Genomic DNA, 17,012 nt, shown 5'->3' on the forward strand with positions numbered 1-17,012 from the left:
CCCTCGCGGTTCTGCAAAGGGCAACCTTCGCCGAGATCGAGCCTGAGGTCCGACGATGCCGTCGGCCAGGTCGCGGCGCGTCGCGCGCCACGCCGGGCGGCCGGGTCGCATCGCACGGGCGGTGTGGCATAAATACCGGCGACGTCGCGGGGCCTCGGACCTATGGTGGGCCTCGTTCGATACGTTGCGGAATCATCCATGCAGACCCCCGTCGCCGGCGACGCCGCGCCGATCCCGACCGGAGTGCCGGGCCTCGACGAGATCCTTCACGGCGGCTACGCGGCCCAACGCGCCCACCTCATCGAGGGGCGGCCAGGCAGCGGCAAGACCACACTCGGACTGCAGTTCCTCCTCGACGGCCTGAAGCGGGGCGAGCGTGGCCTGTACATCACGCTCTCGGAGAGCCGGCGCGAGCTCCTGTCCGTCGCCGAGCGCCATGGCTGGTCCCTGGACGGCATCGAGATATACGAGTTGGTGCCGCCCGAACTCAGCCTGGATTCCGAGCAGCAGCAGAGCCTCATCCATTCCTCCGACCTCGAACTCGGCGAGACGGTCCGGATGGCCCTGGCCGAGATCGAGCGCGTGAATCCGGTCCGAGTGGTGTTCGACAGCCTGTCGGAGATTCGCCTTCTGTCGCAGGGTTCCCTGCGCTACCGGCGACAGGTGCTGGCGCTGAAGAGCTATTTCCTGCTCAACGACGCCACCGTACTGATGCTCGACGACCTCAGCTCCGAAGACGACGACCTCAACCTGCACTCGATCAGCCACGCGGTGCTGCGGCTGGAGCAAGTGACGCCGACCTACGGGGCCGGGCGCCGCCGGCTCCACGTCATCAAGATGCGGGGTACGCCCTACGAGAGCGGCTACCACGACTTCGTGCTCAAGCGCGGCGGCGTGCGCATCTTCCCCCGACTCGTCGCGGCGGACCACCATGCCACGTTCGAGGCCGAGACGGTCGCCTGCGGTGTGCCGGAGCTCGACGCGGTCCTCGGGGGCGGCCTCGATCGAGGTACTACGAGCCTCATCATCGGCCCTTCGGGCGCCGGCAAATCCACCCTGGCACTCGGCTACCTCATGGCTGCGCTCGACCGCGGCGAGCACGGGCTCATCATCAGCTTCGACGAGACCGTCGGCATCCTGCAACGGCGCGCCACTGGGATCGGCTTCGCGATCGGCCCTCATATCGCGTCCGGCCGCCTGAGGATCGAGCAGATGGACCCGGCCGACATCTCGGCGGGCGACTTCGCCGGGCGCATCCGTGACGCGGTCGAGACCGACCAGGCGCGCGTCGTGATCATCGACAGTCTCACCGGCTACATGAGCGCCATGACAGGGCAGCCGCACCTCGTGCTGCAGATGCACGAGATGACCACCTACCTGAACCAGCAGGGCGTGGTGACGATTCTTGTGCTCGCCCAACACGGCATGGTGGGGCGGATGGAGGCACCGGTCGACCTCACTTACGTCAGTGACACCGTGGTGATGCTGCGCTTCTTCGAGGCAGGCGGCCATGTGCGCCGTGCCCTCTCGGTTCTGAAGAAGCGTACCGGCCCCCACGAGGACACGATCCGTGAGTTCCGGATCGACTCCCGGGGACTGCGGGTCGGAGCGGTCCTGAAGGATTTCCGCGGCGTGCTCACCGGCGTGCCGACATTCGAGGGCAGCCGCGCCGAACTCCTCGACGATCGGCCGCCGGCAGCCACGCAGATCACCGGCAGCCCGTCGGGATCCCATGGCGCAGCCTGAGCCTTTCGCCCTGATCCTGGCCCCTGGCGGTCGCGATGCGCGGGTTGCCGCGGCGATCCTGGCAGAGGTCGGCATCGCTTCGCGGATCAAAATCAGCTTGGCCGACCTCGTGGCGGACCTCGACGCGGCCGCCTGCGCGGTGATCACCGAGGAGGCGCTCCTGCATTCCGACCGCCGGGCGATCGCCGAATGGTCCGAGCGCCAGCCCCCCTGGTCCGACTTCCCCTTCATCCTGCTCAATCATCGCGGCGCCTCGCCCGACGAGCGCTTGAGCGGACTTCTCGGCAACGTCACTCTGCTGGAGCGGCCGTTCCACCCGGCGGTGCTCGCCAATGCCGTCCGCTCGGCCCTGCGAGCCCGACGGCGTCAATGGGAGGTGGCGGCCCATCTCGACGAGCGCCAGAAGACTCACGAGCGCCAGGCCCTGCTGATTCGCGAATTGCATCACCGGGTGAAGAACACGCTGGCGACGGTGCAGGGGCTTCTCGGCGCCACCGCGCGCTCGACCCACGACGTCGAGACCTTCTACCAGTCCTTCTCGAACCGGATCGTCTCCCTGGGTAAGACGCACACGCTGCTGACCGAGGATTACTGGCAGACCGCGCCGCTGCACGAACTGCTGGAGAACGAGCTCAGCCCTTACAACGACGCTCAGGGTCAGCGCATCCACCTCGACGGACCGGTCATCGAGCTGGCGGCCGACTTGGCCGTCCCGACCGGGATGGCCTTCCATGAACTGACCACCAATGCGGCGAAGCACGGGGCTCTCTCCGCGCCAGGCGGCCGGATTGCCATCGTCTGGAACGTCGTGCCCGGCGAGACCGGGCGGCGTCTGACCCTCGACTGGACGGAATCCGGTGGGCCTGCAGTGTCCCCTCCGAAGCGCAAGGGTTTCGGCTCCACCCTGCTGCAGCGCGTTCTGGCCCAGCAGTGCAATGCCACCGTGGCGATCGACTATGCGCAGAGCGGCCTGCACTTCCACATGGAGGCGCCCTTGCCCGAGGAGCGGCTCGTCCCGACCTACTGAGGGATCGCCGTCCGGACGCCCTCAGTCGAGATAGTCGCCGTACTTCTCGACGTGACGGGCAAGGCCCAGGCCGTGCTCGCGCACCAGGCGCTCGGCGCGCTCCGCATCCCGCGCTTCAAGGGCCTGGATGATCTCGACATGCTCCTTGATCGAGTTCGCAGCCCGATCGCCCTGACGCAGGGCGGTGTTGCGGATGCCGCGGACATGCATGAGCAGGTTGCTGGTGATGTCCTTGATCACGTCACAGCCGCCCAGGGAGATGATCTTCTGGTGGAAGCGGATGTTGGCGTCGGAGTACTCGTCCATATGATCGGTGGGACGCCCCTCGTAGAATTCGGGGAAGTGCACCCGCAGACAGCCGAGTTGTTCGTCGGTGGCATGCTCGCAGGCGAGCCGCGCGGCCATGCTCTCCAGCGCCGACCAGGCCTGGATCATGGCGACGATTTCCTTCTTCGACTTCTTGATGACGAAGACGCCGCGGCGGGCCTCGAACCGGACGAAGCCCTCCTGCTCAAGCACCGTAAGGGCTTCACGGACGGGCGTACGGCTAACGCCCAGATCCTGCGACAGCTTCCGCTCGTCGAGTCTGACCTCGTCGCGCTGGCTGTAGATGTTCATGTTGGTGATGGCTTCTTTCAGCGCATCATAGGCGAGCGCACGCAAGCTCGACGTCGCGGCGAGCGGCTTGATCTGAAAGGTCGTGGACTCAACCATGCTTACACCTGGAACGATCGCTAGGACGCTGACGCACCGCCAATTTGGCCTGGAACATGCCGAACCCGCTCCCGGAACACAAGGAAAGCTGAGCGATTGAGCCGGGACAAGATTTGAGTATCCCCCCTGCAACAACAACATAGCTGCGTCGACTCACTAAGCTGTGACGTCGAGCCGACCGCTCCTCTCACGCGGCACCAGCCGCTTTCGCTCGCTTCCAGCCAACGACCCGCCCGAAGGCGAAGCCTGGCGCGGGCTTACGCGCTTCGACCAGATCCGGTTTGACACTTGGTATTTGGTATGCCACCATTCTTGAACTGGCAACCGGGCGGTCGGGACTGGCAGCACTGCATCCAACACAATCCTCGGACCGGTTCATCTCGCAACGCACATGGAGCGCCGAGTGATCGATCCGGCGAAGACTGTTATCGTACGGCATCTCTCGGCCGAGGCCGGCTGGAAACCTGAGCCCACCAGAACTGAGTGTCAGGATTTCTAAAACACAGGTCGACGCCCCTGCTCCACTCTCGGGACGTTCCGGAACGCGCCCGCGTCCAACCCTGCCCGTCACGCTCGAACACGACCAAGAATGGCGCTCCATCCAACGAGAAGCGCCGAAACTGGAGGAAACACCATGGATAGAACCGCTGGCTCCGAATCCACGCAGGCCGTCCACGACGTCGCGACCGGCGTCGGTGTCACGTCCGATCATGCGGGTGAGCAGATCGACGGCTTCCACCTCGTCATCGACGCGCTGAAGCTCAACGGCATCGACAACATCTACGGCGTGCCCGGCATTCCGATCACCGATCTCGGCCGCCTCGCGCAGGCCGCCGGCATGCGCGTCATCTCCTTCCGCCACGAGCAGCACGCCGGCAACGCCGCCGCGATCGCGGGCTTCCTCACCAAGAAGCCCGGCATCTGCCTGACCGTCTCCGCGCCCGGCTTCCTCAACGGTTTGACGGCGCTGGCCAACGCCACCACCAACTGCTTCCCGATGATCCTGATCTCGGGCTCCTCCGAGCGCGAGATCGTCGATCTCCAGCAGGGCGACTACGAGGAGATGGACCAACTCGCCATCGCCAAGCCGCTGTGCAAGGCCGCCTTCCGCGTGCTGCACGCCGCTGACATCGGCATCGCCGTTGCCCGCGCCATCCGCGCCGCCGTCTCAGGTCGCCCAGGCGGCGTCTATCTCGACCTGCCCGCCAAGCTGTTCTCCCAGGTCATGGACGCCGAGGCCGGCGCCAAGTCCTTGGTCAAGGTGATCGACGCTGCTCCCGCGCAGCTGCCGGCCCCGAGTGCCATCACCCGTGCGCTCGACGTGCTCAAGGGCGCCAAGCGTCCGCTCATCGTCCTCGGTAAGGGTGCAGCCTACGCCCAGGCCGACGAGGAGGTCCGCAACCTCGTCGAACGCAGCGGTATCCCCTACGTGCCGATGAGCATGGCCAAGGGCCTCCTCCCCGACACCCATCCGCAATCGGCCGGCGCGGCCCGCTCCCTCGTCCTGAAGGAGGCGGACGTCGTCCTTCTGGTCGGTGCGCGCCTGAACTGGCTGCTCTCGCATGGCAAGGGCAAGACTTGGGGCGCCCCCGGCTCGAAGAAGTTCATCCAGATCGACATTGAGCCGAAGGAAATGGACTCGAACGTCGAGATTGTCGCTCCGGTGGTCGGCGACATCGGCTCCTGCGTCACCGCTCTCCTCGACGGCATGGGCCAGAACTGGCAGGCGCCCCCCGCGGCCTGGACCGATGCGATCCGGACCAAGAAGGAGGAGAACCTCGCCAAAATGGCCTCGAAGCTGAAGAAGAACTCGGCTCCGATGGACTTCCACGGAGCGCTGGGCGCACTCCGGACCATCATCAAGGAGCGGCCCGACGCAATCCTCGTCAACGAGGGCGCCAATACCCTCGACCTCGCCCGCGGCATCATCGACATGTACCAGCCGCGCAAGCGCCTGGATGTCGGCACCTGGGGCATCATGGGCATCGGCATGGGCTTCGCGGTGGCGGCTGCCGTCGAGACCGGTAAGGCGGTCCTCGCAGTGGAAGGCGACTCGGCCTTCGGCTTCTCCGGTATGGAGGTCGAGACGATCTGCCGGTACGATCTGCCGGTCTGCATCGTGGTCTTCAACAACAACGGCATCTATCGCGGCACCGACACCGATCCCACCGGCCGCGATCCCGGCACCACGGTGTTCGTGAAGGACTCGCGCTACGACAAGATGATGGAGGCCTTCGGCGGCGTCGGCGTCCACGTCACGACGCCGGACGAGCTCTCCCAGGCGGTCAACGCGGCGATGGATTCGGGCAAGCCCACCCTGATTAACGCCGTGATCGACCCCGCCGCCGGCACCGAGAGTGGCAACATCGGCAGCCTGAACCCGACGAGCACAGTGGTTCGCAAGAAGACCCCCTGATCTGACGGAAAGCGGCACCTCCGGAGATCGGCTTCGTCTCCGGAGGCACGGCGCGGCCTACCCTGGGGGCTCCGCACGCTCCGGCCAGGGGGGCGCCGTCAACGCCGCGCGGGAGGGCCTCCTCCCGCTATCGTCGTTTCGCCGAATGCCCGCGCTGAAGTCTCCCGGATAGGTGAGCCTGTGCCATGAAAGCCCTCGAAGGCGTCAAGATCCTCGACTTCACGCACGTCCAGTCGGGCCCGACCTGCACGCAGCTGCTGGCCTGGTTCGGCGCGGACGTGATCAAGGTCGAGCGGCCGGGTGTGGGCGATGCCACGCGTCAGCAGTTGCAGGACATCCCCGATGTGGACAGCCTGTATTTCACGATGCTGAACCACAACAAGCGCTCGATCACCCTCGACACCAAGAATCCGAAGGGCATTGAGGTACTGTGGCGCCTGATCGGCGAGTGCGACGTCCTCGTCGAGAACTTCGCCCCCGGTGCCCTCGCTCGGATGGGCCTGACCTGGGAGGCGATCCACGTCGCCAACCCGCGCATGATCCTCGCGTCGGTGAAGGGATTCGGCCCGGGCGCCTACGAGAACTGCAAGGTCTACGAGAACGTGGCGCAATGCGTCGGCGGTGCTGCCTCCACCACGGGGTTCCGCACCGATATCCCGATGGTGACGGGGGCCCAGATCGGCGACTCCGGCACCGGCCTCCATCTGGCGCTGGGCATCGTCACAGCCCTGTACCACCGGACTCAGACCGGCCTCGGCCAGCGCGTCGACTGCGCCATGCAGGACGGGGTGCTCAACCTGTGCCGCGTCAAGCTGCGCGACCAGCAGCGCCTCGAGCGCGGTCCCTTGCCGGAATACAGCCAGTTCGGCGAGGGTATCCCGTTCGGCGATTCGGTGCCGCGCGCCGGCAATGATTCCGGGGGTGGCCAGCCGGGCCGTATCCTCAAGTGCAAGGGCTGGGAGACCGACCCGAACGCCTACATCTACTTCATCACGCAGGGAGCTGTGTGGCCGCAGATCTGCGACGTCATTGGCGAACCCGCTTGGGCGACCCATCCCGACTACGCCACACCGAAGGCTCGCCTGCCGCACCTGAACGAGATCTTCACCCGCATCGAATCCTGGACGATGTCGAAGACCAAGTTCGAGGCGATGGAGATCCTCAACGCTCTGCACGTGCCGTGCGGCCCGATCCTCTCCATGAAGGAGATCGCGGAGGACGAATCCCTACGCAAGTCCGGCACCGTGGTGGAAGTCGATCACCCCACCCGCGGCAAGTACCTGACGGTGGGCAATCCCATCCGCCTCTCGGCGAGCGAGACCGAAATCACCCGGTCGCCCCTGCTCGGCGAGCACACCGAGGAAATCCTTTCCGAGGTCCTCGGCTACTCGGAAGCCGAGCGCCTCAAGATCGCCGAGTCCGGTGCCATCGGCTCAGTCCGGAAGATCGCCGCCGAGTAGTCCCGTCCTTCAACCCGGTTTCTCCTCCCAACTCGCGCGGCCTCGATCCCTCGACGCCGCGCTTCCTTTTGGGAGGACTGCTCCTCGGAACGGTCGAACGACTCAGGCGATGCCGGCGAAGCGGCCGTGGCCGGCACCCGCAACGATCTCGTTGTGGCCCTCGACGGACCCGCTGTCCTGCGACTGCCAATCGGCGAGCTTGATCACCAGCACGACCTGCAGGGCGATGAGGGCGAAGGTCGTTACGAGGATGGATGCGAGCACGGGCGGCCTCCTGACGGCATATTGCGGTGCAGTTTTCTCATGCTGCACTGCAAATGAACAGGTGGCCGCCAGTAATTTTCCTTGACGCCGCGCCTTTGTGAACGCGGTCAGGTCGGTGGTTCAGGCGCTGCGTCCTCGCCCCAGGCACCCAGGGTGCATGCCCCGTTGATCCGGAGGGCCTCGCCGGTGTCCACGGTCGCCCCCGCCGACGAGAGCACATCCAGGGCGGTCAGCACCCGATGCACGATCGGGTCCGCCTCGGCGAGCATCGGCGCGAGACTGGCGAGGCGCCCGTTCTCGAGATGCGCGAGCACCCGCCCGGTCGCGTGATCGGCGAAGCGGATGATGGTCATCCGGCGCAGGCAATCCCGCAGGAAGCGCATCGCCCCGAGCGTTTCAGGGGGAGGAACGCCGACATAGACCGCCTCCGGATCCCGAGCCTGGATGTTGATCGCTTGATAACGGTCGATGTCCAGCAGGACCTGAACGTCGAGAATGTTCATGATCCCGTTCGTCCCGAACGCGACAGTGCGGGGCCGCTGGCCCTCTGGCACACTGTTGTCGAGGAACTCGAAATGGACCTCCTTGTCGGGCCGCAGCACCCAGGTGAAGAAGAGCCGCGGCATGCCCGTATAGGCCTCAACATTGTGCGCCAGCAGGTCCTCCACCGCCTTGTAGCGGCCGAACTGCTCGCCGCGCTTCCAGGCTCGCTCCACCGTGGCGTCCGGCGGCGTGATCATGAATTGCATGTAAACCTGATGTCCGAAGCGGGTGAGGAGTTGGCTCCCCATCTCGGTGCCGGGATTGACCGCGAAGCTGTCGAAGCGGAAGCGGTCGATCAGGAGGTGGGAGATGCGCCCGGCATCCGCCTTGCGCGCCATGTAGCCGTCGAGCTTGCGGTCGACGATCTCGACCTCGTGGCCGGTGAGCGGTCCGGCGTAGCGTCGCGCCGGACCCAGACTGTCGTAGTCGAGCAGGAACTTGCGCCAGACGTCGGGGGTGATCAGCGCGAAGTCCAGCCAGTCGAGCCCCAGGGCCTCGACCAGTGCCCGCTGGTAGGGCCGGATCGTGCTCTTGCCAGATGCGGAGGAGCCCTTGACGTTGAGGATCACCGGGGTCGGCTGTGCCTCCAGGCGGACGTAGCCATGGCGCGCCACGATCTCCTGGATCCAGGGCTCGATCATCTCGCCCAGGGCGCGGCTACCATAGCCGTTCGACACGAGGGTGCCGGCCAGCCTGCCGAGGAGCACCCGGTCGCGAATCAGGAAGCCACGGCGGCCGATGAGACTTGCGACCACGCAGCGAAGCGCTGCACAGGCCGCTGCTGAGAGGGAATCGCCGGTTGCGATCGCCCGAGCCTGCCAAGCCTCGAGATGGTGCTCGGCCCGGCTCGCCGGGTCCCATCTCTCCTGCACGTGAGGGTTCGTCCTCCGATCGCGCAGGCGCCAGAAGCGAAGCCAAGACGCCGGCTCCGTGACCTTGGCACAGAGATGACGCTCGTCCAGCATCGCGGCAATCTCGCTGTCCAAGAGCGCGGCGGCGGTGGAGCAAATCTCCGCATGGCGGGCGGCGATCTCCCGGGCATGATCCGAGATGCCCTCGCGCAGGATGGTCGAGACGATCGCGCGGAAATTCACGCCGAGATCGCCGTAGGTCTGTCCCATCGGAACGGAGAGATCCGCCATTACCCGGATCAGGACCTCGTGGACCACCAGTCGCTCGGGGCGGAAACGGACGACCTGAGTCAGCGGTAGCCCGCTGACATCGCTCATCTCATAGGCGTCGGCGAGATGAGTCTCGACGTTCTCGGCGCGGAAGACGGTGGCCAATGGAAGGATCGAACGTGGCAAGCTCGATTCGATGCCGGGATTCCAGGGGCCGTGGACGTCGGCATCGACGACCTGCGGCGGGTTGGCCAGGGCATGGCTGGTCATGCCGAAGCACTCCGCTGTCCGCGTGGGCCGGACCGCCTGAAATCCTCGCCCGGATGTCTCTGAGGCGCGTATACTCAGGCGGCCTGGGGTTCCTCGATCGCCTCGAGACGAAGTTGATACTGGTCGCCCCAGAGGTCGGCTGCCTTGCCGTACCAAGCCGCATCGAAGTACTTGCGGCAGCAGAACTCGCTGGTCCAGATGCAGACCGCGATCAGGCGACCGTCGACCACTTTCACGTGCCGACTGATCAGCCCGCTCGTGATCCCGGTCGACGGGCACATGTCGATGCTGGTCATCCCATAGCTATTCTCGCCGCTGAAGATCACCGGGCAGTCGAGGATTGCCAGGAAACGCATGGGGATCACTCCTTCAACTCCCTCATCGCGGATGACGGCACCTTGCCGAAGCCGCGAACGATCATTGGTGCCAGCTCTCTTGAGCCAGCTTTGCTCTGCCCCACCCACCGTCGAGCGAGGCTAAAAAATCTGAGTTCAAACGCATTCCGCGTCAAGATTTGGGCACCGCAAAAGATTCCGGCTCAAAACCACAGGACTCCTTCGCAGTGCAGAATCCGAGCGTCGAACGTTTCTACACGAACTTCGCCGATCGATGACGGTTCCGATCTCAACCAAGGTCTGTCATGGGGCGGTCGATGCGTGTGGAGCTTCGGCAACACAATCCCAGATACTCTGGATCGAGTGCAGGCAGAGGCCGTCCATGATGGCGATGTGGTTGGTCTTGTGCGCGCAGAAAAGTTGCAGCCGGTCCGCCGGCGGGGTTCGCACGTCGGCAGTGACGAATTCCGGCGTGGTCAGCATCCAGACCAAACTGTCGAGAGTCTCCAGCCCCTTGTCGGACATGGAGCGGAAGATTTCCCGCTCCGTGAGTATTCCGATGAAGGAGGCAGTCTCGTCGCAGGCTCCGTCCACGACGATCAAAGCATCGACGTCCGGTGCCGAGAGGAGGCGCATCGCTTCGCGCACGGACCGGTCCATACGGATGTGGCGCACGCGCGAGGCTTGACTGCCAGGCTTCTGGCTCGCGCTCATAGCGCCGATCCTCCGAACTCGTGACGTCTTGCGAAGAAAGCCTGGTATACAGAATTTCAGCTGTCAACGCGCTCATTGAAATATCGTGCAGAAACACGCGACAGATCCGCTGATTTGTCGTTCACGCCTCCCACCTCAAAGCGGCTCAGCGACGACGACCGAGGCGGGCCGACCACATATTTCATCGGCGGGCATGCTGCGTCACAGCAAGAAATTCTATAATCGACGCTCCTGGACCCATAGCCCTACCGTTCGCCCACCTTTGCGACGCATCAAGCTCGTGCGCCACACCATCTTTGCCGATCGGCATTATCGCGCACCTCCCCGACGGGCAGGGACGGTCAAATTCATGGCGGACAAGCGGGAATTCACGCGCGGCCTTCTCCCAGGCCAATAGACGAAAGGACCAGATCACCGCCCGGCGCAGATCGGTCACCGGCTCGGCGAATCCTTCGCACCTCATCGGGAGGTGGCGCTGCAATCGAGCCGTATGACTTGCAGAATAGCTGAAGAACGGCCGGCCAGGGCTGGAGACTGCGTCGAAATCTGGTGGCTACGCTGCATTGCGGGATCGATTTATTGGGAACCAACTCTTGACGATCGGTTCGACGCAAGAGAGGCTGGTATTCCACATACCAAGCCGGCGACAAGTCCGGCGGCCAACGGCCCCTGTGCGCAGCATCGGACGCAGAGCCGATCGCGCACTCATTTCAGCAAGAGCCTAACGGAGGAAAAGCCATGTCGAGGGCGGAAACCACAACCGAGCGCGTATCCGACAGTTATCGATGGGGACAGCTCGTCATCGGCGTCATCTGCATGGTGATGATCGCCAATCTGCAATACGGATGGACGTTCTTCGTCCCTGACATCCAAAAGAAATTCGGCTTCGATCGCGCGGCGATCCAATGGGCCTTCACCCTGTTCGTTCTGTTCGAGACCTGGCTCGTTCCCGTCGAGGGCTGGTTCGTCGACAAGTACGGCCCGCGGGTGGTGGTGCTGTTCGGCGGCCTGCTGTGCGGCATCGGCTGGGTGGTCAACTCTTACGCCACCTCGTTGAACATGTTCTATCTTGGCCAAGTCATCGCCGGTATCGGTGCGGGTGCGGTCTACGGCACTTGCGTCGGCAGCGCCCTGAAATGGTTTCCCGACAAGCGCGGGCTGGCGGCCGGCATCATCGCGGCCGGCTTCGGCGCCGGCTCGGCCCTCACCGTCGCACCGATCCAGTGGATGATCGCCGATCACGGCTTCCAGGCCGCGTTCTTCAACTTCGGCATCGGTCAGGGTCTCGTTGTCTGCGCACTGGCGTTCTTCTTCACCTCGCCGAAGAAGGGGCAGGTTCCGGAGGCTGCCGCCAACACGAACATCATCCAGACCCGGCGCAACTACACTCCCGGTGAGGTTGCCCGGCAGCCGATCTTCTGGCTGATGTACTTCATGTTCGTCATCGTGGGCGCCGGCGGCCTGATGATCACCGCCAACCTGAAGCCCATCGCTGCCGATATTGGTGTCGACAAGGTGCCCGTCACGATCATGGGCATCACCATGGTCGCCATCACCTTCGCGGCCACCATCGATCGCGTGCTCAACGGTCTGACCCGCCCGTTCTTCGGCTGGGTCTCGGACAAGATCGGTCGTGAGAACACCATGTTCGTCGCCTTCGCGATGGAAGGCTTCGGCATCTACATGCTCTACCTCTGGGGTCATGATCCGCTGTGGTTCGTGCTGCTCTCGGGCTTCGTGTTCTTTGCATGGGGCGAGATCTACTCTCTCTTCCCCTCGACCTGCACGGATACCTTCGGCACCAAGTTCGCCGCGACCAATGCGGGCCTGCTCTACACTGCCAAGGGCACCGCCGCGCTTCTGGTCCCAGTCGCGAACTACCTGCAGCAGGCGACCAACAGCTGGGATGGCGTCTTCCTGGTGGCCGCCGGCGCAAACATCCTCGCCTCGCTCCTCGCCATCGCGGTGCTGAAGCCCTGGCGCAAGCGCGTCGTGGCGCAGGCGCTTGCCGTCTCCGACGAGACTAAGCCGGCCCCCCGCATCGTCGCGGCCTGACGGCCTAACGAAGCGATCGAAGAAGACCCGCGGGGGCCGGACGCCAAGTCCTGGCCCCCGCGCCCGTTTCAGCCTCGCCCGATCGCCTCGCAGGAGACCTCCGATGCCACCGACCTGGCGCCCGATGCACACGGCCCCGCGATCCGTCGCCCGAATCTGGCTCAACCACGTGACCCTCGGACCGATCCTGGCGGAGGGCCGACCCGGACGCTGGTACGCCCCGAGCGCGGCGCGCCAAGTCTGGCGCTGGTACCGTCCGGCCGAGCCGGACGCCCTGGAGCCCTTCAGCGGTTGGTTGCCCTACGAAATGCTCGTGGTGAAGGAGATAGGCACGGCGCCGATGGACGATTCGCTTTGCGGCCTTCCCGAATCTTTTCGCGCTGCAGGGCCGCGATTCCGGGCCGCCCCCTCGAGGGATGAAACGACCAAATCAGATGATTTTCCGCCATCAACGTAGCGAGGGCTGAGCCGTTCATCGCTCGACGCGGGAGCGAACCCGAGGCATCACAGCAGAATCATGCTCGTGCGGAGCCGTCGGTCTAGAGGGGACCGAGAGCTTGGCCGCTATCCTATCCGTTCGCATTCTGCGCCCGCGCGAGTAGCTCGATCATTGCGATACGCGGTCGATCGTACTTGCATCGGCGATTACCCAATTCAGGCCTGGAATTTCATCACCGTGGAGCGGAGACCGCTCCTGAACTTCGCTTTTCACATCAGGAATGCGATTGCGACGCGCTTTGGCTTGAAGGCCATCGGTGGCTTTTCCAGAAAATAGCGGGTCTATATTCAGGACGGAGACCGGCTGGATTCTTCCTCGTGGAACACAGCGCTCTGGACATGCTGGTCCTGACTGAGCGGGATCGCCGCCTCGACGTCATGATCTGTCCGGCGACCTCCGGTCACCGCCTCACGGTCACCTCGTCGGTCGTCGTCCACAATGCTTTCGGTCGAGCCTATCTGGCGCCGGTCGGGCTGATCCATCGCCTGATCATCGATACAGGATTGCGGCGTTTGGGGATGTCTCTCGAGCCTCGCGGAGTTCGTTCCAGCGGGTAGCCCTTCACCGGGCACAGTTTGAAAAGCCCCTGCCGCCGAGCGAGCGTGATGGCATAGGGCGGTTCGCCGATCGAGGCTCCTACGCCGCCACCCCGTCGTCCCAGGTCAGCGTACGGCCACCCCCGCGTTCGGGCGTGAATCGTGATCCGACCGAAGATGCAGGCCTGATCCAACGAGAAACGGCGCGCCTCGCGGCGCGCCGTCATGGTTTTCGTCTCGGCCCGTCCGAGGACGGACCGCCTCACTTGGCACCTCAGACGGCGCGAGCCTGATGCAGTTGCTCGATCTGCTGCTGGGTGTAGCCGAGATCGAGAAGGACCTCGTCGGTGTGCTCACCGAGCAGCGGCGAGGCCTTCACCTCGACCTGCATGTCGGAGAACTTGATCGGGCTGCCGACAGTCAGGTACGAGCCGAGCTTCGGGTGCGGAACCTCGACGACGGTGCCGCTGGCGCGCAGCGACGGGTCGTTGGCGATCTCCTTCATCGACAGCACCGGCGAGCACGGGATGTCGAACTTGCGCAGGATGTCCACGGCCTCGAACTTGGTCTTGTCGGCGAGCCAAGCCTCGATCGTGCCGAAGATGTCCATAATCTTGTCCTGGCGCGCACGGGCGGTGCTGTAGGCCGGGTCGTTCTCCCATTCTGGCTTGCCGATCGCCTTGCAGATCGGGGCCCAGGCATGGCCCTGGATCGTGAAGTAGATGTAGGCGTTCGGGTCGGTCTCCCAGCCCTTGCACTTCAGCACCCAGCCCGGCTGGCCGCCGCCGCCCGCGTTGCCGCCGCGCGGCACCACGTCCGAGAACTCGCCGTGCGGGTACTGGGGGTATTCCTCGAGGTAGCCGAGAGCATCAAGGCGCTGCTGATCCCGAAGCTTGACGCGACAGAGGTTGAGCACCGAATCCTGCATCGAGACGGCGACTTTCTGGCCCTTGCCGGTCTTGTTCTTCTGGTGAAGCGCCGTGAGGATGCCGATGGCGAGATGCATGCCGGTGTTCGAGTCGCCGAGCGCGGCGGCACTGACGGTGGGCGGGCCGTCCCAGAAGCCGGTGGTCGAGGCCGCACCGCCCGCGCACTGCGCGACGTTCTCGTAGACCTTCAGATCCTCGTAGTGGTGGCCGTCCGAGAAGCCCTTCACCGAGGCGAGGATCATGCCCGGATTGAGTTCCTGGATGCGCGACCAGGAGAAGCCCATACGGTCGAGGGCGCCGGGGCCGAAATTCTCGACCATGACGTCAGACTGCTTGATCAGGTTCTCGAGGACTTCCTTGCCCTCGGGGGTCTTGGTGTCGAGCGTCAGGGAGCGCTTATTGGAATTGAGCATGGTGAAGTAGAGCGCGTCGGCGTCCTCGACGTGGCGAAGCTGCGTACGCGTCACGTCGCCGGCCCCAGGGCGCTCCACCTTGATCACGTCAGCGCCGAACCAGGCCAGGAGCTGCGTGCAGGCCGGGCCTGCCTGGACGTGGGTGAAATCGATGATCTTGATACCCTCGAGCGGCTTGCTCATCGTGGCGTTCTCCCTGTTGGCTTAGACGATTGTCGAAGTTCGAGGCTTGCCCGGTCGGTCCGGGTTCTGGGTTGGCCGAGGTCCCGTCGAGCGAGATTCCGGCGGCGTGTCGCGCGTCGCCCTCAGGCGACGCGGGATTCGAGGTCCGCCAGACGGCGGCGCATGTCGCGCTCGTCGTTCCAGCGCTGGGTTTCGTCGCGGATGATCGCGGCGATGCCCGTGACGGCGTCGTCAGGGCCGTGGATCAGCCCGACCGTGAAAGCGATGGAGAGCGTGTGGCCGTCCTTGTGAATGGCCGGCACCCTCAGGACGTCGGCGCCATACTTGGTCACTCCCGTCTGCATGGTCTTGGCATAACCATCCCAGTGGCGCCGGCGCTGCCGCTCCGGCGTGATGAGGTCGAGAGACTGCCCGATCGCCTCCGCCGCCGTGTAGCCGAAGATCCGCGTCGCGGCGGGATTCCACACGGTGATCGCACCGTTGGGGTCCGACACCACGACGGCATCGCCGGCCGCCGCCACGAGGGCGCCAAAATCGATCGGGCTCGTCATGCGCTGACCCTTAATCTCCCTGCCCGTGCCGCGGATGTCGTCTCCGCTGCCCGCTTCATCGACCGGGTGGGCTCGAAGCTGGAGTCGGATGATGCTCATCCACCGGCATGGAACATTCCTCTCCTTGTCGGTCAGGCCGGAGCCTGTCGGTGGCGTCGCGAGGACTTGGTTTTTTCGGTGTCACAGTCGTTGGTATTTGGTATGCCAACGACTGTGAGGTGTCAACTCGCGGTGCCATCATCAACCGGCGAAGGGAGCTTGAGCCCGGGTGACGGCGTTCTCGAATCAGACCGGCACGTCGCGGATAAACGAGAACCGGCAGCGGGAGGCACAATGGGTCCAGGCCCGAGCATCACGATCACGCAGATCGAAGGCTATAAGTTCGCGATCGATTTTGGCGGGATCCTCCCTCATCTGGTCGTCGACGAAGCCGTTCCGATCGGCAAAGGCGAAGGCCCGTTTCCCGAACAGCTTCTCGTCTCGGCGGTGACGAACTGCCTGTGCGCCAGTCTCGTCTTCGCCCTCGGCAAGTACAAGCAGGAAGCCGGCGGCATCCGGGCCGAGGCGCATTGCGAGGTCACGCGCAACGCCGAGAACCGGCTGCGCATTACGGGCATCGCAATCTCCATCAGCCTCGGGGCGACCGCCGACGCCGTGCCACGCATTGACCGGGTGCTGGAGCAGTTCCAGCGCTTCTGTACCGTCTCCGAGAGTGTGCAGGCCGGCATTCCCATCGCGGTCTCGGTCCGCGACGGCGCCGGCACGCTTCTGACCTGAGCCTCCCATCTCGTTCAAGGAAGGATCTGCCATGACGACAACGCCCGAAGCGTCCGGCCACCACGCACCCCTCGCGCACGAGCCGGAAGACCTTGCCCGCCTCTTCAACGAACGCGCCAACGCAGGGGATGTGGAGGGGTTGGTTGCCCTCTACGAACGTGACGCGGTGCTGGCCGCCGGCAAGGTCGTGGCCACGGGGCACGCCGAGATCCGGCAATTCTATGCGGATCTCCTGGCGCGCAAATCCGATTTTCCGGCCGCCGAGACCCTTCCGGCGATCCGGAGCGGTGATCTCGCCATGACCTTCGCACGATTGCCGAACGGGACGATCTCGGCGGAGACCGCACGGCGCCAGGCCGACGGCGGATGGCGCTGGCTGATCGACCAATTGAAGATCAAGCCGCTTCAGGCGGACAAGGTCGACTGACGGCCGGCCACCCTTTGAAAACTCCTAATAAG

The 17,012-nt window shown here is 64.8% G+C and carries 15 protein-coding genes; 8 read left to right on the forward strand and 7 right to left on the reverse strand.

What is annotated here, in order from left to right:
• The first annotated feature begins 198 nt into the window (after positions 1–198).
• Together ASF49_RS20450 and ASF49_RS20455 are read left to right on the forward strand one after the other, a co-directional pair.
• Positions 199–1,746, forward strand: coding sequence for an ATPase domain-containing protein (locus tag ASF49_RS20450; protein WP_056477470.1), 1,548 nt, complete (start codon positions 199–201; stop codon positions 1,744–1,746).
• Positions 1,733–2,773, forward strand: a complete 1,041-nt coding sequence (locus tag ASF49_RS20455; protein ID WP_056477472.1) for a sensor histidine kinase — start codon at positions 1,733–1,735, stop codon at positions 2,771–2,773. The genes ASF49_RS20450 and ASF49_RS20455 overlap by 14 nt, the downstream gene beginning before the upstream one ends.
• Before the next feature lie 21 nt (positions 2,774–2,794).
• Here the strand turns inward: ASF49_RS20455 and ASF49_RS20460 are convergent, their stop codons facing one another.
• Positions 2,795–3,487 (reverse strand): GntR family transcriptional regulator, encoded by a 693-nt coding sequence (locus ASF49_RS20460; RefSeq protein ID WP_056477473.1) that lies wholly within the window; start codon positions 3,485–3,487, stop codon positions 2,795–2,797.
• 634 nt (positions 3,488–4,121) lie between these two features.
• Here ASF49_RS20460 and oxc point away from each other — a divergent pair.
• Positions 4,122–5,903 carry an oxalyl-CoA decarboxylase gene (oxc, locus tag ASF49_RS20465; protein WP_056477475.1) on the forward strand — a complete coding sequence of 594 codons (1,782 nt, stop codon included), beginning with the start codon at positions 4,122–4,124 and terminating at the stop codon, positions 5,901–5,903.
• A gap of 185 nt (positions 5,904–6,088) precedes the next feature.
• Positions 6,089–7,363 carry a formyl-CoA transferase gene (gene frc, locus ASF49_RS20470; protein WP_056477477.1) on the forward strand — a complete coding sequence of 425 codons (1,275 nt, stop codon included), beginning with the start codon at positions 6,089–6,091 and terminating at the stop codon, positions 7,361–7,363.
• Between the two features lie 102 nt (positions 7,364–7,465).
• On the opposite strand, the gene ASF49_RS23945 is transcribed toward frc (ASF49_RS20470), so the two are convergent.
• From ASF49_RS23945 to ASF49_RS20485, 4 genes are all read right to left on the reverse strand, one after another.
• Complete coding sequence (locus tag ASF49_RS23945) at positions 7,466–7,627, reverse strand: hypothetical protein (RefSeq protein WP_156653116.1); 162 nt, start codon at positions 7,625–7,627, stop codon at positions 7,466–7,468.
• Between the two features lie 107 nt (positions 7,628–7,734).
• Positions 7,735–9,561 (reverse strand): hypothetical protein, encoded by a 1,827-nt coding sequence (locus tag ASF49_RS20475; protein ID WP_056477479.1) that lies wholly within the window; start codon positions 9,559–9,561, stop codon positions 7,735–7,737.
• 74 nt (positions 9,562–9,635) lie between these two features.
• On the reverse strand, positions 9,636–9,917 hold the full coding sequence (locus tag ASF49_RS20480; RefSeq protein ID WP_055957098.1) for a hypothetical protein: 282 nt from the start codon (positions 9,915–9,917) through the stop codon (positions 9,636–9,638).
• Between the two features lie 282 nt (positions 9,918–10,199).
• The gene (locus ASF49_RS20485) at positions 10,200–10,610 is read right to left on the reverse strand and encodes a CBS domain-containing protein (protein ID WP_056477481.1); all 411 of its coding nucleotides are present in this window, start codon (positions 10,608–10,610) and stop codon (positions 10,200–10,202) included.
• Positions 10,611–11,348: 738 nt separating this feature from the next.
• Between ASF49_RS20485 and oxlT the strand changes: the two genes are divergently transcribed.
• Together oxlT and ASF49_RS24910 are read left to right on the forward strand one after the other, a co-directional pair.
• Positions 11,349–12,665, forward strand: a complete 1,317-nt coding sequence (gene oxlT, locus ASF49_RS20490; RefSeq protein ID WP_056477483.1) for an oxalate/formate MFS antiporter — start codon at positions 11,349–11,351, stop codon at positions 12,663–12,665.
• A gap of 837 nt (positions 12,666–13,502) precedes the next feature.
• A complete protein-coding gene (locus ASF49_RS24910) occupies positions 13,503–13,721 on the forward strand; it encodes a DUF2867 domain-containing protein (protein ID WP_431739908.1) in 219 nt (72 codons plus the stop codon).
• A 253-nt stretch (positions 13,722–13,974) separates the two neighbouring features.
• Here the strand turns inward: ASF49_RS24910 and frc (ASF49_RS20500) are convergent, their stop codons facing one another.
• A complete protein-coding gene (gene frc / locus ASF49_RS20500) occupies positions 13,975–15,225 on the reverse strand; it encodes a formyl-CoA transferase (protein WP_055957103.1) in 1,251 nt (416 codons plus the stop codon).
• A 122-nt stretch (positions 15,226–15,347) separates the two neighbouring features.
• Positions 15,348–15,776 carry a PAS domain-containing protein gene (locus ASF49_RS20505; protein WP_056477485.1) on the reverse strand — a complete coding sequence of 143 codons (429 nt, stop codon included), beginning with the start codon at positions 15,774–15,776 and terminating at the stop codon, positions 15,348–15,350.
• Positions 15,777–16,109: 333 nt separating this feature from the next.
• Between ASF49_RS20505 and ASF49_RS20510 the strand changes: the two genes are divergently transcribed.
• Both ASF49_RS20510 and ASF49_RS20515 read left to right on the forward strand, forming a co-directional pair.
• Positions 16,110–16,553, forward strand: a complete 444-nt coding sequence (locus tag ASF49_RS20510) for an OsmC family protein (RefSeq protein ID WP_056477487.1) — start codon at positions 16,110–16,112, stop codon at positions 16,551–16,553.
• Positions 16,554–16,584: 31 nt separating this feature from the next.
• Positions 16,585–16,980: a YybH family protein gene (locus tag ASF49_RS20515; protein ID WP_056477489.1), complete on the forward strand. Its 396-nt coding sequence runs from the start codon at positions 16,585–16,587 to the stop codon at positions 16,978–16,980.
• The last annotated feature ends 32 nt before the right edge of the window (positions 16,981–17,012 follow it).

This window comes from Methylobacterium sp. Leaf104 (assembly GCF_001422885.1).
In the GTDB taxonomy this organism is placed as follows: Bacteria; Pseudomonadota; Alphaproteobacteria; order Rhizobiales; family Beijerinckiaceae; genus Methylobacterium.